Here is a 21,516-nt window from a genome sequence, read left to right on the forward strand (position 1 = left end):
CAGGGTAGTGTCCGCCGGCGGGTCTCCGGCACGCCCGGCGGCCACCGCTCCCGCACACCCCGATGGAGGAACCGTGCCGGCTTCCGTCCGCCGCGCCCTGGCCACGGCCGCGGCCGTCCTGCTCGCCGCCGCAGCCGCGGGCTGCTCGCCCGGTGGCGACCACGCCAAGGGGGCCGGGTCCGCCCCGGCGGGCGCGGGCGACGCCGCGGCCGCCGCCCCGCCCACGTCCGCCGCGATCGTCACCGGCCCCGGCCCGAAGAGCAGTTACGAAGCCCAGCCGCAGCCCGCGCCGGGCAGCTGCCACTACCGCTACACCGCGGACAAGCAGCCGCTGCCCGACCCCGGCTGCACGCCGGGCGCGATCAGTCCGGCGGTCGACCAGGACAACCTCAAGGACACCATCTGCAAGCAGGGCGGCTACACCTCGACCATCCGCCCGCCGTCGAACATCACCGGCAGGGAGAAGGCCGAGAACGCCAAGTCCTACGGCTACACCGGCCCGATGGGCGACGCCGAGTACGACCACCTGATCAGCCTCCAGCTCGGCGGCGACCCCAACGACCCGCGCAACCTGTGGGTCCAGCCGCCCTCCCCCGGCCACGTCCCCGGCAAGGGCCCGAACAACCCCAAGGACGCGGTGGAGACCCACCTGCACACCGCGATCTGCAAGGGCCAGGTCACCCTGGCCGCCGCCCAGCAGGCGATCGCCACCGACTGGACGACCGCCGAGGCGAGGCTCGCCGTCCGCACCGGCTCCGGCGCCGCCCCGACCCCGGAGGCCGACGCCGACGGGGAGTGACGGACCGCGCCGCCGTGCCCCCGGCGGCGCGGCTCAACGACCCAGCACCGCACCGCCGTTGAGCCCGATCACCTGACCGGTCAGATACCCGGCGCCCGGCGAGGCCAGGTAGCCGACCGCCTCGGCCACGTCGGCCGGAGTGCCCGCCCGGCCGACCAGGGTGTCCGCGACCTTCCGGGCGTGGAACTCCTCGCTCCAGCCCGCCCCGAAGATCTCGGTCTCCTCGACGTAACCGGGCGCCAGCACGTTCACCGTGATCCCGTCCGGGCCCAACTGCCGCGCCAGACCGAACGCCCAGCCGTGCAGGGCGGCCTTGGCGGCGGCGTACGAGCCCGCCGAGTGCGGGCCGGCGCCGCCGCGCTGGGCCGCCGCCGAGCTGATCACCACGAGCCGGCCGCCGGGGCGGCGCAGCCCGTCCTGGAGCGCCGTGGTCAGCAGCACGGCGGTGAGCAGATTGCCGTCCAGGTCCCGCCGCCAGGACGCCGCCAGCGCGGCCAGGCTGCCGTCGGCGGGCGGCGTGACGATCGCACCCGCGTTGTTCACCAGCACGTCCACCGGCCCGAGTCCGGTGATCCGGGCCGCTGCCGCCTCGACCGCCGCCGGGTCGGTCAGATCGGCCGCCACCGGCACGACGCGCCCCGGCCCGGCAGCCCGCTCGATCTGCTCCCGGGCCTCCTCCAGCACGGCCGCCCTGCGGCCCAGGATCACCACCCGGTGCCCGTCCCCGGCCAGCCGTGCCGCGATCGCCCGGCCGATCCCGGTACCGCCCCCGGACACCACCGCGAGCCGATCCACCGTCATCACTCCGTCCCCCCTCGTCCGTCAGCCGGCCGCACAGCCGGCCGCCCTGGCCCACCCTCGGTGCCACCGCACCTCGTTCCGGCCGCCACATCGGCGGCCCCCTCACCCCGCACGCCGCTCCCACCCCTACGGGTCAGAGTCCGCTCCCGCTACCGTAGCCAGTCACGTGAGCGGGCCGGCATCCCGCCGGGGATCCTCGCCGTCTTCCTCCGGTAGACCGCACCGGCTCCGCCCTCATCGCCGACCGCCCGTCAACCTCGCCGCCAGATCGAGCAGTTCGGGCGCCCGCAGCACCCGCCCGCCGAAGCCCGGCAGCGCGACGTGCAGCGGCTCGACCCAGCGCGCCGGAATCGCCGCCGACCCGTACCGGGCTCCGGCCAGGCCGCCGGTGACGGCGGCCACGGTGTCGGTGTCCCCGCCGAGGTCGATCGCGGCGCGCAGCGCCTGCTCGAAACCGTCGGTGGTGCGCAGCGCCCAGACCGCCGAGCCCAGGCAGGGCCAGACCGCGCCGTTGGCCTCGGTGGCGCGCTCCGGATGCCAGTCGGGAGCGAGGACGGTGGCGTAGCGCTCGCGGTGGCCCGGGTCGACGTGGGCCAGGACGGCGGGGAGTTCGGCCGGCGGGTCGGCACCGTCGAGGGCGAGCCGGACGAGCTCGTGGAAGATCGCCGTTCCCTCCCAGGCGGCGCGGTCACCGTGGGTCAGTGCCGCGAGGCGCCGGCCGGCGTCCATGGTGGCCCGCCGCCCGGCGCGGGCGAAGGCGACGGCGGAGGTCGAGGCGCGCATCAGGGCGCCGTTGCCGGCGGCGCGCAGCGTGGTGTTGAAGTGGACGGCGGCGGCGAGGTCCCAGGGCAGGCCACTGGTGAGGACGGCTTCGGTCTGGATGCCGATGTCGTGCGGTTCGGCGGCGGCCCAGCGGCGGAACCGGTCGAAGATGTCCGGGAGGTCCAGACCGCCCCGCTCGACCAGCGATTCGGCGACCAGGACGGCCATCTGGGTGTCGTCGGTGGCCTCGCCGAGGCCCCAGCCGCCGCCCGCCACCAGGTCACCGGGGGTGTCCGGGAAGCGGGCGGAGAAGGCGCCGGCCGGGCCGAACTCGTAGGGCGCGCCGAGGGCGTCGCCCACGGCGGCTCCGAGGACGGCTCCGGCGGCGCGCTCGGCCGGGCCGGTCATGCCACGGGCGGGGTGACCGGGAGGTTGCGCTTGTGCTCGGTGCGGCGGTAGTGGCCGAGGACGGTGCGGAAGACGTCCTCGGTGACCGGCAGGCCCTCCAGGAAGTCGTCCAGGGCGTCGTAGCTGACGCCGAGGGCGTCCTCGTCGGGGCGGCCGGGGGCGAGGTTCTCCAGGTCGGCGGTCGGGGTCTTCTTGACCAGCTCGGCCGGCGCACCCAGCGCCTCGGCGATCGCCCGCACCTGGCGCTTGGTCAGACCGGACAGCGGCATCACGTCGGCCGCGCCGTCGCCGAACTTGGTGAAGAAGCCGACGGCGGCCTCGGCGGCGTGGTCGGTGCCGACGACCAGCCCGCCCTTGGCGCCCGCCGCCGCGTACTGGACCACCATCCGCTGGCGGGCCTTGACGTTGCCGCCGACGAAGTCCTCGTGGCCGTGGTCGTCGTAGGTCAGGCCGGCGGCCTTCAGCGCGGCCAGCGCGCCGTCGGTGGCGGGCTTGACGTCGACGGTCAGCACCTCGTCGGCGCGGATGAAGCTGAGCGCGAGCTGGGCGTCCGCCTCGTCCGCCTGGACGCCGTACGGCAGCCGCATGGCGGTGAAGGTCACCTGGCGGCCCTCGGCCCGCAGCCGCTCGACGGCGAGCTGGCAGAGCCGCCCGGTGGTGGTGGAGTCGACACCACCGCTGATGCCCAGCACCAGGCTGCGCGCGCCGGTGGTCCGGACCTGCTCGGCCAGGAACTCCACCCGGCGCTCGGCCTCCGCCGCGGGGTCCGGCACGGGGGCGACCCCGAGGGCACGGGCGATCTCCCGCTGGACGTCGGCGGGCAGGGGCTCGGTCATTCCGACTCCTCGGGACGGTGGGTACGTGACGCGGTCTCGAGGATACGACCACCGCCGACGCGGCCGTGACGGGCGGGGGGCCTCCCGGGGTTCCACGGGCTCCGGGGGTTCCGCGGGGCCGCCGGGTCCGCGGGCTATCCAGGTTTCGCCGTCCCTCCCGGCTCTCCCGTCCCTTCCGGCTTGTGCAGCGAGACCGGCGGCCGCGGCCCCGGCGCCAGGTGCGCCAGGATGTCGAGCACCACCCGGCCGTCCACCGTCTCCTGGGCGACCAGCAGCGCCGCCAGCTCGTCCAGGTGGTGCCGGTGCTCGGTGAGCAGGTCGAGGGCCCGCCGTTCGGCCCGGCGCAGCAGCCGGGCGACCGCCTCGTCCACGGCGCGCTGGGTCTGCTCGGAGTACGGGCGGCGCAGCAGGTCCTCGGGGTTGTCGCCGAGGTAGTTCGGGGTGCCGCTGGAGTAGCCGACCGGGCCGAGTTCCGGGGAGAGGCCGAACTCGCGGACCATCCGGGTGGCGACCGAGGTGGCGTTGGCGAGGTCGTTGGCGGCGCCCGTGGAGCCCTCGCCGAAGACCACCAGCTCCGCCGCCCGGCCGCCGAGCTGGACGGTGAGCAGGTCGGTCAGGTAGCCCTCGCTGTACAGGTGCCGTTCGGCCTCGGGCAGCTGCTCGGTGGCACCGAGGGCGACGCCGGCCGGGAGGATCGTCACCTTGGCGACCGGGTCGGCGTGCTCGCACAGGGCGGCCACCAGCGCGTGCCCGGACTCGTGCACCGCGACGGCGTGCCGCTCCTCGGGGAGCAGCGCGTTGGAGGACTCCCGGCGGCCGAGCAGCACCCGGTCGCGGGCGGCGTCGAGGTCGTCGGCGGTGAGGGTGGCCCGGTCGGCGCGGACCGCGTTGATGGCGGCCTCGTTGACCAGGTTGGCGAGGTCGGCGCCGGAGAAGCCGGGGGTGCCGCGGGCGAGCCGTCCGAGGTCGACGTCCGGGCCCAGCGTCTTGCCGCGGGCGTGCACGGCGAGGATGGCGGCCCGCTCGGCCTGGTTGGGCAGCGGGACGGTGACCTGCCGGTCGAAGCGGCCGGGGCGCAGCAGGGCCGGATCGAGGGCGTCCGGGCGGTTGGTGGCGGCGATGACGACGATGCCGGTGCTCTGGTCGAAGCCGTCCATCTCGCTGAGCAGCTGGTTGAGGGTCTGCTCGCGCTCGTCGTTGCCGCCGATCCGGGTGCCGCCCGCGCGGCGGCCGCCGACGGCGTCGATCTCGTCGATGAAGATGATCGACGGCGCGCGTTTGCGGGCGTCCTCGAAGAGGTCGCGGACCCGGGAGGCGCCGACGCCGACGAACATCTCCACGAAGCCGGAGCCGGTCACCGAGAGGAAGGGCACCGAGGCCTCGCCGGCGACCGCCCGGGCGAGCAGCGTCTTGCCGGTGCCCGGCGGCCCGACCATGATCACCCCACGCGGCCCCTTGGCCCCGGCGGCGGCGTACCGCTCCGGGCTGCGCAGGAAGTCGACCACCTCGCTGACCTCCTGTTTCACCCCCTCGTACCCGGCCACGTCGGCGAACCCGGTGTCCGGCCGCTCGGCCTCGATGATCTTGGCCCGGGACCGTCCGATGGCGCTCAGGCCGCCGCCCAGCGAGCGGGCGGCCATCCGGCCGGACCAGAGGAACAGCGCGCCGAAGATCAGCAGCGGCAGGAACAGCAGCAGGGTGGACCAGATCGAGCCGCCGCCGCTGGTCCGGCTGCCGGTGACGGTCACGTGGTGGTCGGAGAGCGCGCTGCTGAGCCGGGAGGTGTCCAGGGCGGTGGGGATCTGGCTGGTGAAGTGGGTGCCGTCCTTGAGCGTGCCGCTCACCCCGCCGGTGTCGCTGACGTCCACGGTCTGCACCTGGCCGGCGTCGACCCGGTTCAGGAAGTCGGTGTAGCCGTAGCGGTTGCCGGGCTTGCCGGGGTTGGAGAAGAGCACCAGCAGGAGCAGCGTGACCAGCACGGCGACGGGCAGCAGCCAGCGGCGCCAGGAGGGCGGCGGGGTCCTTCCCGGGCCGCCGGGGCCTGGTCCCGGGCCCTGATTGCGGCCCTGGCCCGGGCCCCGCGGCTGGCCCCAGCCCGGCCTGGGGCCCGGTCCCGGTCCGGAACCGGGATCGGGGCTGGAACCGGGGCTGGGGCTCGAACCGGTGCCGGGGCTGGGACCGGTGCCGGGCGGGGTCGCGGGATGATGCGAAGCGCGCAGCCGGATTCGTACGATCATCCACGCTCACCGCCTCTCGGGAGGCCGGACAGCCTCCGCCCCTCCATGGTCGGACGCTCCGCGCCCGGACGGGAGTCCGAACGGGGTGGCAACGGTCCACCCGGGCGAGAATCGCCCCCTCGGCAGGGTCGGCGGCACGGATCAGTGGTTCGGGTGGAGCCGCGGGTCAGGAAAAGTCGAGCCCGCCCGTCCGGGTCCGCTTGAGCTCGAAGAAGTTCGGGTACCCGGCCAGCAGTCGTACCCCGTCGAAGACCCGTACGGCGTCCTCCCCGCGCGGGATGGCGCTCAGCACCGGGCCGAAGAAGGCGACGCCGTCCACGTGGATGGTCGGCGTGCCGACCTCCTCGCCGACCGGGTCCATGCCCTCGTGGTGGCTCTTGCGCAGGGCCTCGTCGTACTCGGTGCTGTTCGCCGCCTCGGCCAGCTCCTCCGGCAGGCCCGCCGCCGCCAGCGCCTCCCGGATGACGGTGTCGTCGGCGGCCCGGTCCTGGTCGTGCAGCCGGGTGCCGAGCTCCGTGTACAGCTCGCGCAGCACCTGCGGGCCGTGCTGCTCGGCGGCGGCGATGCAGACCCGCACCGGGCCCCAGCCGGTGGTCATCAGGCGCTGGTAGCGCTCGGGCAGGTCGGTGCGGCCCTCGTTGAGGACGGACAGGCTCATCACCCGGAAGTTCAGGTCGAGTTCGCGGTGGCGCTCGACCTCCAGGATCCACCGGGAGGTTATCCAGGCGAACGGGCAGACGGGGTCGAAGTAGAAGTCGACCTTGACGGTGTCGTCGGCGGGCTTGTGGCCGCCGTCGAGGAGCTGGGCGGGTTGCCGGTCGAGGTGCTGGGTGGGCGCGCTGTTCGTCGCTTCGTTGGTCACACCGGAGAGGCTAGTGGGTCGAGTGGCCCACTCTCCAGTGCCAATCGATGGCTGGCCCGGTGGGCCACTTCTCCGCCTCCCGCCCTCCCGCCCTCCCCCCGGCCGCCCGAGCTGCCCCGCTGCCCGCCGGTCGGCCGCTCAGCCGCAGGTCGTCCCGTCCGCCGGCACCGTGCCGTCCAGCAGGTAGGCGTCCACGGTCTGCTTCAGGCACGGGTTGCCGGTGTTGTAGCCGCCGTGCCCCTCGCCGTGCAGGGTGACGGTCACGCCGACGCCCGCGCCGAGCTGCTGCGCCATCGTGCGGGCGCCCTCGACCGGGGTCGCCGGGTCGCCGGTGGTGCCGACCACCAGGACCGGGGCGGCGCCCGGCGCGGACACCTCCGGGTGGGCGGCCTTGCCGGGGACGGGCCAGCCGGTGCAGCCGGTCAGGCCCCAGGCGGCGAAGGACCCGAACACCGGGGAGGCGGCGCGGAACCGGGGCAACTGCTGCTGCACGTCCTGGTCGGAGTAGCGCTGCTGGGCGTCCACGCAGCTGATCGCCCGGTTCGCGGCGTTCAGGTTGGTGTAGTGCCCCTGCGGGTCACGCCCGTTCAGCCCGTCGGCGAGCTGGAGCAGCGTGTCGCCGGTCCCCTGCTCCATCGCCTCGCTGAGCCCGGCGGCCAGCGCGGGCCAGGTCTCCTGGCTGTACAGGGCGCCCGCGATGCCGGTGACCGCCAGGCTCTCGGTGAGCTGCCGTCCCTGCCTGGTGGGCAGCGGCGACCGCTCCAGCTGCTGCACCAGTTCCGCGACCTTCGCGGTGCCCGCGTCGCCGCCCGCGCCGGTCGGGCAGGCGGTCCCGGCCTGGGCGGCGCAGGCCTTCATGAAGTCACCGAGGGCGAGTTGGAAGCCGTGGGCCTGGCCGAGCGCGGACTGCTGCGGGTCCTTCGTCGGGTCCACCACCGAGTCCAGCACCATCCGGCCGACCTGCTGCGGGAACAGGTGCGCGTAGACGCCGCCGAGCTGGGTGCCGTAGCTGATGCCGAAGTAGGACAGCTTCCGGTCGCCCAGCACCTGCCGCATCAGGTCCAGGTCGCGCGCGGCGCTCTCGGTGTCCACGTACGGCAGCACCGCACCGGAGTTGTGCTCGCAGGCGGCGACGAAGCGGGCGTTGCTGTCGTCCAGGGCCTTCACCTCGTCGGGGGTTTCGGGGGTGCTCTCGGCGGCGGTGGCGGCGTCCATCGCCCGGTCGTCCAGGCATGTCACCCCGGCGCTGGCGCCGACCCCGCGCGGGTCGAAACCCACCAGGTCGTAGCGGGAGTTGAGGGAGGCGTAGGTCGCGGCGAAGGCGGGCAGCGTGGCCACGCCGGAGGCGCCGGGGCCGCCGAAGTCGAACAGCAGCGAGCCGATCCGGTGCTGTTCGTCCCTGGCCCGGCTGCGGATCAGCGCGAGGTCGATCGTCGCGCCGTCGGGCTTGCCGTGGTCCAGCGGGGCCTTGAGGGTGGCGCACTGCCAGTCGGCGGCGGCGGGCGCGGTGCCGTTGCCCTGGGCGCTGGTGGGGGCGGCGCAGGCGCGCCAGTCCAGTTGCTGGGCGGCCAGTCCGGTGGTTGCGGCGGTGCCGGCGCCGGTAGCGGCCCCGGTACCGGTACCGGTACCGGTGGGGGTGCCGGTGGCCGGGGAGGTCGGCGCGGGCTCGGCGGCGGAGGAGCCCGCGTCCTGGCAGCCGGTGGCGGCGGTGAGCAGCAGGACGGTCAGGCCGAACGCTCCGACGCCGCGGACGACGGTGTGCATGGGGGTCCACCTCTCGGTCGGCCGGGCACCCCGGCGTACGACAGGGGCGGCTCGTGCGCCCGGCGCTCGGTTCGCCGACGCGAGTTCGAAGACAGACCTTAGGGGCCGGAGCCCTCCCATGCCGTGCGGAGACCGCCGGACGGGGGCGTGCGCCGAACCGGCTGCCATCGGCCGAACGAGTGCGGGCCGATCCGCGCGACCCGGCGCGGTCTCCGCCCCCGTGCCCCCTCTCCACCCCTGCCGATCAGCAGGGTGGGGACGGGGATCGCACCGCGGGAACCTCCCGATCGGCACATGTGTGACGGGCTGGCGAGGCGCCAGGATGACAGCCATCGGGGCCCCGCCGACGGGGCCCGGAGAGGAGCCCTGCCGTGACCACCCGTTGTCTGTCGTCCGTGTGCCTGCGGTCCCTGTTCCTGGTCCTGGTCCTTCTCCTGTTCCTGCTGGTCACGGGCCGCCGGCGCGCACCCTCAGCGCAGCACCATGCCCGGGGTTCCCCGCACCGCGTACGCCGGCAGGCGCAGCCCGCCGAGTGCGGCCCGGGGCAGGCTCAGCCCGAAGCGCCGCTCGACGGCGCCGAGGGTGCGGCGTCGGGCGGCCCCGTCGGTCTCCCGCCCGGGGGCGCAGGAGGTCACGCCGTCGGCCTCCAGGACTTTGGCGGCGACGAGGTCCGGCACCAGCAGGTCCGGCTCCTGGCCCCAGCGCCAGCGTTCCTCACCGAGGCCGAAGCCGCACAGCACCGCGCCGTCCCGGGCGTAGTCGAGCAGCGCCGGCCGCTGCTCCGGCATCGGGCGGAAGTGCACCACCTCGGCTCCGTCGCGCGCTATCTCGGTGAGCAGTTCACCACCGGTGGAGTCGCCGTACTCGATCGCGAACGACCAGCCGGCGCACGTGCCGACCCGGATCACGCCGTCGCCGTCGTCGTCACCGGGGCGGTACACCTCGATGTCCAGGCCCCGGATCTCGGCGTCGCTGATCGGTTCGGTCGCGGTGGCCGGCTCGGCGCCCATTCGGTGGGCGAGCTCCTCGGGCGTGATCCCCCGGGCGAAGACGACGCCGGCGGGCTCACCGTCCGGGTCGGGGCCGCCCCTCGGCGATCGGCCGACACCCGGCCGACCGATCTCCGCGAGCCACTGGATGCCGTCGCCGTCCTGCCCCGATCCCCCGTGCGTGCCGTCGGTCATGCCGCCCTCCCCTCGCGCCCGGCCTGCGGTGACCGGTCGCGCCGGTGGGCACCCTAACCGACCCGGCCGACACCCGACCGACACCCCGGCCGCCGGTCGCCTGATCGGTGCCGGAACCGGGCGCGGGCGGGCCGACAATCACCCCTGACCGATCGGAAGGAGACCTCCCCGACACCGAATTCACCCGGCCCACGCGGCCGTTCACCCGGCACCGGCGCCGCACGACTCACCGGGCACTCGCCCGACCCCTCACCCGGACACCGCCGGCACCTCCTGGCCCACCGCTTCGAACAGCAGCTTCGCGGCCACCGTCGCCCCGTCGGTGCGGATGCCGCCGGCCACGGCCTCCGCCCGGACCCGGGTCTCGGGCGCCAGAACCGTGGTGAACGCCGCGGAGAGCGATTCGACGGTCGGGGTGAGGTCGAAGTGGGCCACGCCGATGCCCAACTCGGCCACCCGGCGGGCCCAGTACGGCTGGTCCGCGATCCGGGGGACGACCACCTGGGGCACGCCCGCCACGGCCGCGGTCGTGGTGGTGCCCGCGCCGCCGTGGTGGACGACGGCGGCCACCCGGCGGAACAGGGCCTGCTGGTTCACCTCGCCGACGACGTGGCAGTCCTCGCGGTCGTCGATCGGGGCGAGCCCGGCCCAGCCGCGGGCCAGGAGCACCCGGCGGCCGACCGCGCGGCCCGCTTCGACGGCCACCCGCGCGATGTCCTCCGGGGCGTACGCGGCCATGCTGCCGAAGCCGACGTACACGGGCGGTTCACCGGCGTCCAGGAACGCCTCCAGGTCGGCCGGGAGCGGGCGGTCGTCGGGCAGGATCCACGCCCCGGTCGGCACCACGTCGAGCTCCGTCATGCCCTCGGACGGGCACAGCGTCGGGTCCGCCGCCAGCCACGGCCGCTCGGTGAAGACGTGGTCGCGGACGTTCTCCACCGGCGGCAGGCCGATCGCCGCCCGGTGGCTGTTGAGCGCCTCCCCGTACAGGCCGTTCACGCGCTGGGCGTCCTGCTCCCACAGCTTCTCGTAGTCGGTCTCGTCCTCCGGGGACGGCGTGCCCGGCCGCCGTCCGGGCCGGTGGTGCCGCGAGGGCAGTCCGAAGATGTGGAAGCAGGCCAACACGTAGTGGAGGCCGAGCTTCTCGGCGACGTCCCGCGCCCCGGCCGGCATCAGACCGGTCGCCAGCAGCACGTCGCAGCCCTCGGCCGCCGCGGTCAGCGTCTCGAACCGCGCGGCGACCAGCTCGCGGGCGAGCCGGAAGGCGTCCTCCATCGTCGGCGGCTTCGGCCCGGCGACCACCGACTGCACCGACGGCCCGAGCGGCACCAGCGGCACCCCGACCCGCGCCAGCAGCGCCACGAACTCCTCGTCCGGCGGCGCACACACCCGCACGTCCGCACCGAGCCCCCGCAGCGCCGCCGCCAGCCCCGCCAGCGGTTCGACATCCCCGCGTGATCCCCACGACGTCATCAATACGCGCATTTCACGGCTCCCGTTTTCGCAGGTCATGGCCTTACGGCCGGGATTCTGCGGCACGACGGGGGGCTTGCCGCAAGCCCCGGGTCACGCTATAGCTTGATAGTGGCAGGAGGATTCGTTCCTCCTGCCCTTTTCGTTGGCCATCCGGTCCCACCCGCTCCCCCGAACCGGCCGGACCGTCGCAATCCGGCCCGGTGCCGGCGCCTCGCGGCGCACCCCCCGCCCCGCCCGCCCCGCCCAGCCCGCCCCCGGACCCACCACACCGACGACCCGTCCCCGCCGCCTCGGCGAGGAGCGGGCCGACCGCGCCCGGCGCTGCCGGGGCCTCCGGGACTCCGGCGCCGCCGTCGTCCTGGGTCGGACCGGCCGACCACCCCCAACCCGTCCCTGGGCGTCATGGTGGGTGCCCGCCACCGCCGCCCCACCCGCGACGTGAGCCAGGCCCCGCACAATCCGGGCCAGGCAATCACCGCACTGGCGGACCCACCCGTCCTGTTGGCCGACCTGGACGGCCGCCCCACCCACCGCGCCGCCTCGCTCCGAACCACCTCCCGCCCGGTCCGATCGCCTGACCGCCCGGCGTCCCCGGCGCGTGCCCCCGAACGGGGTCGCGGGGCCGACCGGGGGTTATCCCCCTGGTCGATCCGGCGGCGTTCCTCAGCGCGTCGAGGGCTCCGGTGATCGACGATTCGTGGACCGGCGTTCGCCGGCGAACAGTCCGAACCGCTCGTCCCACCCGCCCGAACCGCCCCGGCGGCCGGGCGCATTGACGGCTCGACGAAGTGGCGACCTGAGGAGCACCCCGGAATGACCGTACGCAGCGAGGAGCACGGCAGGCCCGTCGGCCGACGCGCCCTGCTGGCCGCCACGGCGGCCGTCGCGACCACCGCCCTGCTCGCCCCGGCGGCGCGCGCGGACCAGCCGGCCGACACGGAGGCGACCGGCCGCCGGACGTCCACCGTGGTCCGCGAACTGAACGCCCTGGCCCACCCGTTGCGTTCCACCGAGCCCGGCGGCCGGACCACCGATCTGCGGCCGCTGGGCACGATGGTCGGCGACGCCACGGTGGTGGGGCTCGGCGAGGCCTCGCACGGCGCCCATGAGTTCTTCGCCATGAAGCACCGCGTCCTGCGCCATCTGGTCGAGGAGAAGGGCTTCACCACCTTCGCCCTGGAGACGAGTTGGTCCGCCGGCCTGCGGATCGACGACTACGTCCAGGGCCGCACCGGCGGCGACGCCCGGCAGGTGGTCGAGGAGGCGCTGGGCCGGACCCCCTGGGAGCGGCGGGAGTTCGCCGACCTGATCGGCTGGATGCGCGACCACAACCGCGAACACCCGCAGCGCCCGGTCCACTTCCTCGGCGACGACCTGGACTTCCCCGCCGTCGACGGCCGGCTCTTCGACGGGGTGGCCGCCTACCTTCGCGAGGCCGCCCCCGGGTCGATGCCGCAGCTGGAGCGGCTGTACGCCGGGCTGCGCCCGGTCGACGACGTGATCGGCTACATGACCACGCGCCCGCTCGCCGAACGCCGGCAGAACGCCGCCGCGGCCCGGCAGGCACTGGAACTGGTCACCGCGGCCACGGGCGAGGACGGCCGGGCCGGCGGCGGCGATGCGTACGAGTGGGCGGTGCAGCACGCCCGGAGCATCGCCCGGACCTTCACCTTCGCCGGCATGGACCGCGATGACACCGCCGACGTGGCCGCACTGCAGAACCTCCGTGACCGGGCGATGGCCGACAACGTCCTCTGGTGGCAGCGCCGCACCGGCGGGAAGGTGCTGCTCTCCGCACACAACGGCCACGTCGGATACGGGACCGCCCACCCCGAGCTCTACCCCAGGACTCAGGGCGGTTACCTGCGCGACGCCCTCGGCGCGGACTACGTAGCCGTCGGATCCACCTTCGGCCGCGGGTCCTTCCTCACCAAGGCCGACCCGTTCTCGCCCGCGTGGAAGAAGGTCACCGTTCCCCCGGCCACCCCGGACATGAACGAGCACACCCTCGACCGGGCCCGCCACCGCGACTACTTCGCGGACCTGCGCACCGCCCCGCCGGCCACCCGCGCCTGGCTCGCCGCCGCCCGCCCGACCTACGACGCCGGGTCGGTGTTCCAGGAGGACCCGCTGCCCACCCTGGCCATCGGCCCGGCCTACGACGTCCTGGTCCACCTCCACCGGACCACCGAGGCCCGCCTCCTGTGAACCCTGTCGGTGCCGGCCGCCGAGTGCGCTCTCGGCGCGCGGCCGTCAGCCCGTGCACCGCCCGTCCCGCGCGGAAGTCGGCCGGCGAGCCCGGCTCCAGGGTGGCGGCCGGCAGGTCCAGCAGGTCGGCGCCGCCGTCGGCCGCCGGGGCGAAGCCGTCGGCCGGCTACTCGTCGGTGCGGCGTCGGTGCGGGCGTCGGTGGTCCAGCCGAGCAGGTGGGCGCGGTGCGGCATGTCGGCGCTGCCGTACGGGCTCCACGGGTCGCGCACGCCGTCCGAGCCGAGCCGCGCGTCCCCCGGACCCCGCGCCGCGGGAAGGCCACCAGGTGGAGGTCCAGCACGCCGACCAGCCGCTCGCGCACCTCGGCGAGCCCGGTAAGCCCGGTCAGCCCGGTCAGCCCGCAGGAAAAACGTCCCACCTTTCCTTCAATAGTCTGCTTATCATCTCCGGGTCCCCGTCCCCTGCCCGGAGCCGCTCACGCATGTCCATACCCCCGCCCACCGCCACCCCCCGACCGCACCCGCTGCACGCCCTGCGGGACACCGTCTTCGCCATCGGCACCCTGCTCCTGCTGGTCGGGGTGGGCGTCCTGCTCGACCAACCGCTGCTGATCCCGCCGCTCGCCGCCAGCGCCGCCCTGGTGCACGGCGCGCCCGGCCTGCCGATCTCGCAGCCGCGCAACCTGGTCGGCGGTCAGCTGATGTCGGCCCTGATCGGCTACGCCACCCTGGCCGTCACCGGCAGCACCACCTGGGGCGCGGCCGTCGCCGCCGGGCTCGCGCTGGGCGCGATGATGCTCACCCACCTCTCGCACTCCCCGGCCGCGGCCACCGCCCTGATCGTGGTCCTGGAGGCGCCGCACCCCGTGCCCTTCCTCCCGCTGCTCGCACTGGCCACCGGACTGCTGGTCGTCATCGGCCTGCTGCCCGGCCGGGTCGGCGGGCACCCAGTCCGCTACCCGGTGTCCTGGTGACGGCCGCGCCGTAGCGACCGACCACACCCGCGGCCGGCCGGCCGCCGGGACCGCCCTGGTGACCGGCTCTCCACCCTCCTGCCGAACGCCCACGGCCGGGTCATCCGATCGGATGGCCCGGCCGTCGTCCGTTCCCCGGGACAAGGACGACCGCCCCGCCGACCAGGCCCTGCTGGACGCCGCCGACCACGGCGACGTCGAGGGCCGTGCCCCGCTGCTGCGAGCCGCCGCAGACCCGGTCGCCGTCGCCCGGCTGCTGGTCGAGGCCGGAGCGGACGTCAACGCCCAGGACGCGCAGCTGAACAGCCCCTGGCCGGTCACCGGCATCACCGGCATCACCGACAGCGTCCCCATGCTGCACGCCCTGCTCCCGGCGGACCGAACCTCACCCGCCGCAACTGCTACGGCCGCGTGTCGGCCATCCCCCCGCTACCGGCGACGACCACTGAGCCGACCCGCCCGGCCCAGGCACCGCCTCAGTACCCCAGGTACGTCAACACTGCCAGCACCCGGCAGCCCTCCGATCAGCGCCGGCGCCTCGCGCTCCTTGGGGCTCAGGCGCCGCAGCGGGTCGTGCCGACGGGCCAGCAGCTGGCGGACCACCTCCAGGGCGACCACCGTCCCGCCCTCGGCAACCCGGGGCAGGGCGGCGACGAAGTCCCGCGCCTCGCCGATCCGGTCCTCGAACAGGTAGCCAGTGCCCGCGCCCCGGTCCCCGGCGGAATCCAGACCCTCCGCCGCAGGCCACCACGGTGGTCGTCCCGCAGGACACGCCCGGGCTGTCCGACGCCGCCGTGGCCGCCGTGCCGGGCAACGCCTTGCTGCTGCCCACCCGGCTCTACACGGGCGGCACCGTCGTCGCCGAGATCACCCCCGGCACCGCCCCGCCGGCCGTCCTCGCCCCGCTCGGCCCAGGCGTGGAGCAGCGACCAGTACGCCGCCCGCACCAGCTCGGAGGACGACGCCCTGGTCCGGATCCTCCTGGTCATCCTGATCGGCATGTCGCTCGGCTGCACCTGCCTGGCCGTCGCCAACACCCTGCCGATGGCCACCGCCCAGCGGACCGCGGACTTCGCCGTGCTGCGGCTGTCCGGCACGACCCGCCGCCGGCACTGACCATCAGCGTCTGCCTGCTGCCCGCCCGCTCGGGCCTGCGCCCGGCCGACCGGTTGACCGGGGATCGGGGATCGGGGATCGGGGCCTCTCGGTTGGGCTCCTCGCCGTACGGCCCGTGCAACGCGTACGACGCGTGCGTCGGGAGGAGACCCAACCGGGCTTCGGCGCGCTAGGAAGCCTGCTCGGCCAGCGACTTGATGCCTTCGAGGGTAGCTGTCATGCCGGTGCGCAGCTCGTTCAGCCGGAAGTCCACGATCTTCTCCTCCAGCTCCGGCTTGGCGTCGATGACCAGGCTGGGGCCGCTGCGGCCCGGGCCGATCACCACCGACTGGCGCAGCCGGGTGCCGCCGTCCTCGGGGGTCAGCTCGAAGCGCCACCGGGCCAGCGACCCGGCGAGGTCGGACACCGGTTCACCGTAGCGGCCGTCCGCGTCCATCACGCCCCAGGCGAAGACCCTCCGGCCGTCCGGCCCCTCCGATCCGGCCTGTCCCACCGTCCCGGTCAGCTCGGTCAGCTCGGTCACCTCGGTGATCTCGGAGACCGTCCGCCAGTCGGGCATGCCCGCGCGGCTGTTGTGCCCCTCGAAGCGGGCGCCCACCGCGGGGCCGTCCGCGCCGTCCAGCCAGGCGACCCGCTGGAGCTCGGGGCTGAGCCGGGCGGGCAGAGCGATGTCCGTCACCAGCTCCCACACCCGTTCCACCGGCGCCCCGACGAACACCTCGCACTGCGTACCCGGACCATCGGCGTACCGCATGCCCGTTCCCCCTCTTCCGTACGTCATCGTTCTCGCGCATCGCGCTCGCGCATCGATGCGGGTCGACACCCGCCCGCACCCCCGTCACAGCGTCCGGAACGCCGGCGGGGGCAGCGGGCGGGTTGCCGCCCTGGGCCCTGACTCGATGATCGATCCACCGAACACCCAAGTCAATCCGCCGATTTACTGGGACACCTCCAAGCGATACCTTGGGTAGCCGTGACCCTTGACGACCTCCGCGTCTTCGCCGCGGTCTGCCGGGCCGGCTCGCTCAGCGCCGTCGCCCGGGACCTGAACCGCACCCAGTCCGCCGTCAGCCAGCACGTGAAGCGGCTCGAACGGGAGGTCGGGCTCCCCCTGATCGAGCGCCACCCGCGCGGGGTCGTCCCCACCCGGGCGGGGAGCCTGCTGCGCACGGCGATCGCCGCCGGGCTCGGCGGCATCGACCACGCGCTCCACCGGATCGCCGAACTCACCCGCGGCGAGGGCGGTTCCGTCCGGATCACCACCGGGGCCACCAGCATCCGGCACTTCATGTCCGCGGCCGTGGTGGACTTCCGGCGGCGCTTCCCGCAGGTCAGCCTGGAGTTCCAGACCGAGGTCTCCAGCCGCAGCTGTCTGGAGTCGCTCAACGCCGGCCGGGTCGACCTCGCCTGGATCACCCTCGGCGTCCCGGCCCGGGGCATCGACCAGCGGCCGGTGATCGACCTGCCCTGGGTGCTCGCGGTCGCGGCGGGCGACCCGCTCGCCGCCCGGGCCCGGATCTCGCCCGCCGACCTCCAGGACGCCCGGCTGATCGGGCTGCCGCAGAACTCCGTCTCCCGCTCCCAGGTCGAGGCCTGGCTGGGGAAGTCGGGCGTCCGGCCGGTCTTCGACACCAGCGTCGCGGACTGGGACACCGCGATCCTGCTCGCCGAACTCGGCCTCGGCCACGCCGTCGTCCCCGCCCTCCCGCAGTGGCAGGGCCCCGGCCACCCCGGCCTGCGGCTGCTCCCGCTGCCCGACCTGCCCGCCCTCACCGCCGGCTGGGCCGTCCGGGACTGGGAGAACCTGGGCCCGCTCGCCCACGCCTTCGCCGACACCGTCGCCGCCCACTGCGGCCGTGAGGACCCGCCGGCCGCCGGCCCGGAGACGGCCTGAGCCGTTCCGCCCGGGCGCCGCTACCCGTCGCCTTCCCGGGCCGACGCCGCACACCCCGGCCCACGCCGTACGCCCCGGCCCGCGTGGCGCCCCGGCCCACGCCGCACGCCCGGCCGTCACCGGCTCCCGCTGACTGCCGCTGTCCGCCACCGGCTGCTGAAGGACGAGTTGCGCCCGATCTCCACGAAGCCCCGGCGGCCGTACCACTCGCGCGGCCAGTCCGCCGCGTCCGCGAGCAGGAACAGCTGCGGGATGCCGGCCTCGGCCGCCAGCGCCAGGCCGGTCGCCAGCAGGGTGTCACCGTGCCCCGCACCGCGGTGCCGCGAGCCGGTCACCCCGTCCTCCATCTGCGCGAGTCCGACGGCCGGTTCGAGGTAGAGGTCACTCCAGGCCGCGACCTCGCCGCTCGGCATCCGCGCCGCCAGGAAGTGCACCTGTTCCGCACCGCGCAGCCGGGCGGCGCGGCGGTCGGTGAGCTGCCGGGCGACCTCCTCGTCCTCGCTCCACTCCCGCTGCTGGCGCAGCACCGCCTCCCGCATCTCGGTCAACTCCACCGGGAGGGCGGCCGGTTCGGGCCGCAGGCAGCCGTCCGTGGGCCGGGCCAGGATCACGATTCCCTGCCGCTCCCACCCGGCCGCCGCCAGCACCGGGGCGGCGCGCTCGCCGACCTCCGGGTCCAGCACGGTGACGGAGTGCCGGCGGCGGCGCCCCAGCCACCGGGCGGCCAGCTCGGGCAGCGCCGCCGGGTCGGTGCCCGGGCCCTCCACGATCAGCTGGTTGTGCTCCTCGGAGAGGGCGAACCCGGCGTCCCGGACGGCGAACACCCCGGGGAACTCGGGCCGTTCGACGAGCTCGGCCGCCTGGCGGCGGGCGAAGGCGGCGCGGAAGGCGGTCACGCGGGCAAGCAGATCCGACATCCCGCCATGGTCACTCCCCCGGCCCTCGCGGGCAACGGCTTTCCCTACCCCGCCCAGCTGCCCAGAGGCCCCCGCCCGCACCAGAAGTCGGCCCGGCCGACTTCCTACTCCCCCGCAGCCCGCGCGAAGCGGGCGCTCCAGTCCACGAGGAGGGTGCGGAGGGCGTCCGGGGCGACGACCCGGAACTCGGCGCCGATCGAGCCCAGGGCCATGGCGGGCCAGTCGAGGGAGTCGGCGGTCATCCGCAGGCGGCAGCGGTGCGGGGTGACGGGTTCCACGGTGGCCCAGCGGCCGACGCGGGCCCGGACGTGGTCCGCCGGGGCCTCGATCAGGGCCTCCACCTGGTGCGGCCGGGGGATGCCGTGGAGGCCCGCGCGGACGAACTCCGCCGCGTCGGCGGCCGGGAGGGCGCGCGGGGCGAAGCGGGTGCCGCTGCCGGACGGGAAGGTGAGGCGGTCGAGGCGGAAGCTGCGCCAGTCGGCGCGGTCGAGGTCGTACGCGACCAGGTACCAGCGGCGGTGCAGGCAGACCAGCCGGTGCGGTTCGACGTGCCGCTCCGTACCGCGCCCGTCGGCGGCCGTGTACGAGAACCGCACCCGCTCGCCGTCCCGGCAGGCGAGCGCCACCACCGTCAGGACGTCCGGGTCGACGCCGGCGCCCGTCTGGGCGCCCCAGTCCACCGGGACGGTCACCGCGCGCAGCGCCTCGACCCGTCGGCGCAGCCGGGCCGGCATCACCTGGGCCACCTTCGCCAGCACCCGCACCGAGGCCTCGGCGACGCCCTCCACCGGGCTCTCGGCCGCCGCTTGGAGGCCCACCGCGAGGGCCACCGCCTCCTCGTCGTCGATCACCAGTGGCGGCAGCGCCGCGCCCGCGGCCAGCTGGTAGCCGCCGTCGACGCCTCGCTGCGCCTCGACGGGGTAGCCGAGTTCGCGCAGCCGGTCGACGTCCCGGCGCAGGGTGCGGACGGAGACGCCGAGCCGGTCGGCCAGTTCCTCGCCCGGCCAGTACCGGTGGGTCTGGAGCAGGGAGAGCAGTCGCAGCGTCCGGGTGCTGGTGTTCGCCATGCCGCCGATTCTCCCTGGGATTCAGGACAGGAAGTGACCGCAATGGTCCGTAACGTTGTTCTTGTCCGAGGGAGCAGGAACCGACCGAAAGGCCATGACGATGACCCCGACCACCACCGCCCAGAACCTCACCGGCGAGCGCGCCGACCTCCTGGTGTCCCTGGAGAAGCAGCGGCACTTCCTGCGCTTCACCACCCGTGACCTCACCGACGAGCAGGCCGGCCTGCGGACCTGTGCGAGCGAGCTGTGCCTGGGCGGCCTGATCAAGCACGTGACCAACGTCGAGCGGCTCTGGGCGGAGTTCATCGTGAAGGGCCCGTCCGCGATGCCCGACTTCACCAACTGGACCGAGGAGGACCTCGCCCGCCGCGCGGACGAGTTCCGCATGCTGCCCGGCGAGACGCTGGCCGGCGTCCTCGCGGCCTACGCCGAGGTGGCCCGGCACACCGACGAGCTGGTGGCCACCCTCCCCGACCTGGACGCCACCCAGCCGCTGCCGAAGGCCCCCTGGTTCGAGGCGGACGCCGAGTGGTCGGCCCGCCGTGTGCTGCTGCACATCGCCAACGAGACCGCCCAGCACGCCGGTCACGCCGACATCGTCCGCGAGTCCCTGGACGGCGCGAAGAGCATGGGCTGAGCCCGGCCCGCGGCCCGGTCGCGGGGCCCGTCCGACGACCGGACGGGCCCCGGCACCGCACTCAGGTCCGCCCGACGAAGGTGAACCCGGCCCCGTCGACCACGCCGCGGACCAGGGCCTCGTCCAGCGGCTGGGCGGAGGCCACCGTGACCCGGCCGCTCGGCGCGTCGGCGCTGACGTCGGTGACGCCCGGCAGCGCGGCGAGCCCGGCGCTGACCGTCCTCTCGCAGTGGCCGCAGCTCATGCCGTCGACGGTGAATACAGCGGTGGTGGACATGACGGCGCCTCCGATGACTGGCCGGACGGGAAGGGTCGACCCGGCGGGCCGCCCCTGACGGATCGGCCCCGCCGAGTCGATCCGGACGGATCGCTCCGGACGGATCGGCCCGGACGGACCGACCCGCCCTACGACACCCGAATCCGACGGCACCGCCCAGGGACACGCCGCCCGGGTGACACCATCGAGCGGTTCCGGGAACCGTCCGGGCCTCCCGTCCGACGGCGGCCCGCGCCGTGGCGCACGCCACGTCCTGAACCGCCGCCGCGCCCCGTACCGTTCTCCAGGTACCACCGTTTCGCACAACCGGGCGACGGCCCGGCCGAGGATCGGCCGCCCGGCCCGCCGATCCCGCCCTGGAGCACTTCCGCCATGTCCACCCTGGCCCCGGTCCACGCCCGACCGGACACCACCGACCCGCTGATGACCCACCCCGCCCTGCGCGGCGAGTCCGCCCGCCTCGCCCTCCGTACCCTCCGCGCCCCCCACTCCCTCCGCCCGTTCCGCCCGACGCTCCCCGCCCACCAGCGGCGGACGCGCGGGGTGTACGGCCCCCTGGACGTGGCGGGAGCGGGCCGTTGAGGGCCCTGGCGCGGCTCCGCCGCTGGAAGCCCTGGCACGGCGGGCTCGCCCTCGCCCTGGTCGCGGCGCTGACCGCCGGGCTGCTCTGGTGGCAGCCGTGGAGCGGCGGGGACGGGGACCGGCTGGCGTTCACCACCGCCCCCGGCGGCTCCGCCCGCTTCGGCACCGGCGAGCGCCTGTACCGCTACAAGGTCCGGGTGGAGGACGGGATCGCGGAGAGCCCGGCGCGGTTCGCCGCCGAGGTGGACGCCATCCTCGGCGACGTCACCCACGGCTGGGCGGCCGGCGGTACGGTCGCGTTCCAGCGGATGCCCGCCGACCCGGTGGACTTCACCGTCTACCTGGCCACCCCGAAGTCCACCGACCGGATCTGCGGCCAGTACGGGCTGGACACCGGCGGCTGGGTGAACTGCGGCGTCACCCACCAGGTGGTCGTCAACCTCAAGCGCTGGACCGAGCTGTCCGAGTTCTACCGGGGCCGGCCCGAGCTGTACCACGCGCTCGCCGTCAACCACGAGGTCGGCCACATCCTCGGCAACGGCCACGTCGACTGCCCCGGCCCGGGCGCCCCGGCGCCGGTGATGATGCAGCAGATCAAGGGGCTGCACGGCTGCGTCCCCAACGGCTGGCCGTACTCCGACTCCGGCACCCTGCTCACCGGCCCGCCCATCCAGGCCCCCACCAACGCGCCGTGACCGGCCCGCCCGACACCGGC

The 21,516-nt window shown here is 75.2% G+C and carries 20 protein-coding genes and 1 pseudogene; 7 read left to right on the forward strand and 14 right to left on the reverse strand.

What is annotated here, in order from left to right:
• Positions 1-73 precede the first annotated feature (73 nt).
• Entirely contained in the window at positions 74-799 is a 726-nt protein-coding gene (locus ACZ7RU_RS28860) for a hypothetical protein (RefSeq protein WP_470343900.1), read from the forward strand.
• A 33-nt stretch (positions 800-832) separates the two neighbouring features.
• On the opposite strand, the gene ACZ7RU_RS28865 is transcribed toward ACZ7RU_RS28860, so the two are convergent.
• The 8 genes from ACZ7RU_RS28865 to ACZ7RU_RS28900 all read right to left on the reverse strand — a co-directional run bounded on the left by ACZ7RU_RS28865 (position 833) and on the right by ACZ7RU_RS28900 (position 11,138).
• Complete coding sequence (locus ACZ7RU_RS28865; protein WP_470343901.1) at positions 833-1,600, reverse strand: SDR family NAD(P)-dependent oxidoreductase; 768 nt, start codon at positions 1,598-1,600, stop codon at positions 833-835.
• Between the two features lie 234 nt (positions 1,601-1,834).
• Entirely contained in the window at positions 1,835-2,770 is a 936-nt protein-coding gene (locus tag ACZ7RU_RS28870) for an ADP-ribosylglycohydrolase family protein (RefSeq protein ID WP_470343902.1), read from the reverse strand.
• The gene (gene nadE / locus ACZ7RU_RS28875) at positions 2,767-3,606 is read right to left on the reverse strand and encodes an ammonia-dependent NAD(+) synthetase (protein WP_470343903.1); all 840 of its coding nucleotides are present in this window, start codon (positions 3,604-3,606) and stop codon (positions 2,767-2,769) included. The genes ACZ7RU_RS28870 and nadE overlap by 4 nt, the downstream gene beginning before the upstream one ends.
• A 134-nt stretch (positions 3,607-3,740) precedes the next feature.
• Complete coding sequence (ftsH, locus tag ACZ7RU_RS28880; RefSeq protein WP_470343904.1) at positions 3,741-5,585, reverse strand: ATP-dependent zinc metalloprotease FtsH; 1,845 nt, start codon at positions 5,583-5,585, stop codon at positions 3,741-3,743.
• Positions 5,586-6,009: 424 nt separating this feature from the next.
• Entirely contained in the window at positions 6,010-6,564 is a 555-nt protein-coding gene (locus ACZ7RU_RS28885; protein ID WP_470344048.1) for a mycothiol-dependent nitroreductase Rv2466c family protein, read from the reverse strand.
• A 279-nt stretch (positions 6,565-6,843) separates the two neighbouring features.
• Entirely contained in the window at positions 6,844-8,469 is a 1,626-nt protein-coding gene (locus ACZ7RU_RS28890) for an alpha/beta hydrolase (RefSeq protein ID WP_470343905.1), read from the reverse strand.
• 470 nt (positions 8,470-8,939) lie between these two features.
• Positions 8,940-9,653, reverse strand: a complete 714-nt coding sequence (locus tag ACZ7RU_RS28895; protein WP_470343906.1) for a DUF6461 domain-containing protein — start codon at positions 9,651-9,653, stop codon at positions 8,940-8,942.
• Positions 9,654-9,902: 249 nt separating this feature from the next.
• Entirely contained in the window at positions 9,903-11,138 is a 1,236-nt protein-coding gene (locus ACZ7RU_RS28900) for a glycosyltransferase (RefSeq protein WP_470343907.1), read from the reverse strand.
• An 804-nt stretch (positions 11,139-11,942) separates the two neighbouring features.
• On the opposite strand from ACZ7RU_RS28900, the gene ACZ7RU_RS28905 reads away from it, so the two are divergent.
• On the forward strand, positions 11,943-13,337 hold the full coding sequence (locus ACZ7RU_RS28905) for an erythromycin esterase family protein (protein ID WP_470343908.1): 1,395 nt from the start codon (positions 11,943-11,945) through the stop codon (positions 13,335-13,337).
• Positions 13,338-13,410: 73 nt separating this feature from the next.
• On the opposite strand, the pseudogene ACZ7RU_RS28910 reads toward ACZ7RU_RS28905, so the two are convergent.
• Positions 13,411-13,622: pseudogene (locus ACZ7RU_RS28910) on the reverse strand (cytosine deaminase); the annotation flags it as partial.
• Between the two features lie 197 nt (positions 13,623-13,819).
• On the opposite strand from ACZ7RU_RS28910, the gene ACZ7RU_RS28915 reads away from it, so the two are divergent.
• Complete coding sequence (locus tag ACZ7RU_RS28915; protein ID WP_470343909.1) at positions 13,820-14,311, forward strand: HPP family protein; 492 nt, start codon at positions 13,820-13,822, stop codon at positions 14,309-14,311.
• Positions 14,312-14,411: 100 nt separating this feature from the next.
• Here the strand turns inward: ACZ7RU_RS28915 and ACZ7RU_RS28920 are convergent, their stop codons facing one another.
• Together ACZ7RU_RS28920 and ACZ7RU_RS28925 are read right to left on the reverse strand one after the other, a co-directional pair.
• Positions 14,412-14,672: a hypothetical protein gene (locus tag ACZ7RU_RS28920; protein ID WP_470343910.1), complete on the reverse strand. Its 261-nt coding sequence runs from the start codon at positions 14,670-14,672 to the stop codon at positions 14,412-14,414.
• Positions 14,673-15,596: 924 nt separating this feature from the next.
• Positions 15,597-16,181: an SRPBCC family protein gene (locus ACZ7RU_RS28925; protein WP_470343911.1), complete on the reverse strand. Its 585-nt coding sequence runs from the start codon at positions 16,179-16,181 to the stop codon at positions 15,597-15,599.
• Positions 16,182-16,400: 219 nt separating this feature from the next.
• Here ACZ7RU_RS28925 and ACZ7RU_RS28930 point away from each other — a divergent pair, with 219 nt between their 5' ends.
• A complete protein-coding gene (locus tag ACZ7RU_RS28930; protein ID WP_470343912.1) occupies positions 16,401-17,321 on the forward strand; it encodes a LysR family transcriptional regulator in 921 nt (306 codons plus the stop codon).
• Between the two features lie 116 nt (positions 17,322-17,437).
• On the opposite strand, the gene ACZ7RU_RS28935 is transcribed toward ACZ7RU_RS28930, so the two are convergent.
• Positions 17,438-18,238, reverse strand: a complete 801-nt coding sequence (locus tag ACZ7RU_RS28935) for a GNAT family N-acetyltransferase (protein ID WP_470343913.1) — start codon at positions 18,236-18,238, stop codon at positions 17,438-17,440.
• A gap of 104 nt (positions 18,239-18,342) precedes the next feature.
• Positions 18,343-19,305 (reverse strand): helix-turn-helix transcriptional regulator, encoded by a 963-nt coding sequence (locus ACZ7RU_RS28940; protein ID WP_470343914.1) that lies wholly within the window; start codon positions 19,303-19,305, stop codon positions 18,343-18,345.
• Between the two features lie 94 nt (positions 19,306-19,399).
• Here ACZ7RU_RS28940 and ACZ7RU_RS28945 point away from each other — a divergent pair, with 94 nt between their 5' ends.
• Positions 19,400-19,942 (forward strand): DinB family protein, encoded by a 543-nt coding sequence (locus ACZ7RU_RS28945; RefSeq protein ID WP_470343915.1) that lies wholly within the window; start codon positions 19,400-19,402, stop codon positions 19,940-19,942.
• A gap of 61 nt (positions 19,943-20,003) precedes the next feature.
• On the opposite strand, the gene ACZ7RU_RS28950 is transcribed toward ACZ7RU_RS28945, so the two are convergent.
• Positions 20,004-20,219: a heavy-metal-associated domain-containing protein gene (locus ACZ7RU_RS28950; RefSeq protein WP_470343916.1), complete on the reverse strand. Its 216-nt coding sequence runs from the start codon at positions 20,217-20,219 to the stop codon at positions 20,004-20,006.
• A 372-nt stretch (positions 20,220-20,591) separates the two neighbouring features.
• Here ACZ7RU_RS28950 and ACZ7RU_RS28955 point away from each other — a divergent pair, with 372 nt between their 5' ends.
• Positions 20,592-20,801 (forward strand): hypothetical protein, encoded by a 210-nt coding sequence (locus ACZ7RU_RS28955; protein WP_470343917.1) that lies wholly within the window; start codon positions 20,592-20,594, stop codon positions 20,799-20,801.
• Complete coding sequence (locus ACZ7RU_RS28960; protein WP_470343918.1) at positions 20,798-21,496, forward strand: DUF3152 domain-containing protein; 699 nt, start codon at positions 20,798-20,800, stop codon at positions 21,494-21,496. The genes ACZ7RU_RS28955 and ACZ7RU_RS28960 overlap by 4 nt, the downstream gene beginning before the upstream one ends.
• Positions 21,497-21,516 lie beyond the last annotated feature (20 nt).

The sequence above is a fragment of the Kitasatospora sp. NPDC114501 genome, assembly GCF_055633695.1.

Excerpts from the sequence above, each read along its gene's own strand:
- ACZ7RU_RS28865 (WP_470343901.1), bottom strand. The coding sequence starts at position 1,600 with ATGACGGTGGATCGGCTCGCGGTGGTGTCCGGGGGCGGTACCGGGATC.
- ACZ7RU_RS28870 (WP_470343902.1), bottom strand. The coding sequence starts at position 2,770 with ATGACCGGCCCGGCCGAGCGCGCCGCCGGAGCCGTCCTCGGAGCCGCC.
- nadE (WP_470343903.1), bottom strand. The coding sequence starts at position 3,606 with ATGACCGAGCCCCTGCCCGCCGACGTCCAGCGGGAGATCGCCCGTGCC.
- ACZ7RU_RS28890 (WP_470343905.1), bottom strand. The coding sequence starts at position 8,469 with ATGCACACCGTCGTCCGCGGCGTCGGAGCGTTCGGCCTGACCGTCCTG.
- ACZ7RU_RS28895 (WP_470343906.1), bottom strand. The coding sequence starts at position 9,653 with ATGACCGACGGCACGCACGGGGGATCGGGGCAGGACGGCGACGGCATC.
- ACZ7RU_RS28900 (WP_470343907.1), bottom strand. The coding sequence starts at position 11,138 with ATGCGCGTATTGATGACGTCGTGGGGATCACGCGGGGATGTCGAACCG.
- ACZ7RU_RS28905 (WP_470343908.1), top strand. The coding sequence starts at position 11,943 with ATGACCGTACGCAGCGAGGAGCACGGCAGGCCCGTCGGCCGACGCGCC.
- ACZ7RU_RS28915 (WP_470343909.1), top strand. The coding sequence starts at position 13,820 with ATGTCCATACCCCCGCCCACCGCCACCCCCCGACCGCACCCGCTGCAC.
- ACZ7RU_RS28925 (WP_470343911.1), bottom strand. The coding sequence starts at position 16,181 with ATGCGGTACGCCGATGGTCCGGGTACGCAGTGCGAGGTGTTCGTCGGG.
- ACZ7RU_RS28935 (WP_470343913.1), bottom strand. The coding sequence starts at position 18,238 with ATGTCGGATCTGCTTGCCCGCGTGACCGCCTTCCGCGCCGCCTTCGCC.
- ACZ7RU_RS28940 (WP_470343914.1), bottom strand. The coding sequence starts at position 19,305 with ATGGCGAACACCAGCACCCGGACGCTGCGACTGCTCTCCCTGCTCCAG.
- ACZ7RU_RS28945 (WP_470343915.1), top strand. The coding sequence starts at position 19,400 with ATGACGATGACCCCGACCACCACCGCCCAGAACCTCACCGGCGAGCGC.
- ACZ7RU_RS28950 (WP_470343916.1), bottom strand. The coding sequence starts at position 20,219 with ATGTCCACCACCGCTGTATTCACCGTCGACGGCATGAGCTGCGGCCAC.
- ACZ7RU_RS28955 (WP_470343917.1), top strand. The coding sequence starts at position 20,592 with ATGTCCACCCTGGCCCCGGTCCACGCCCGACCGGACACCACCGACCCG.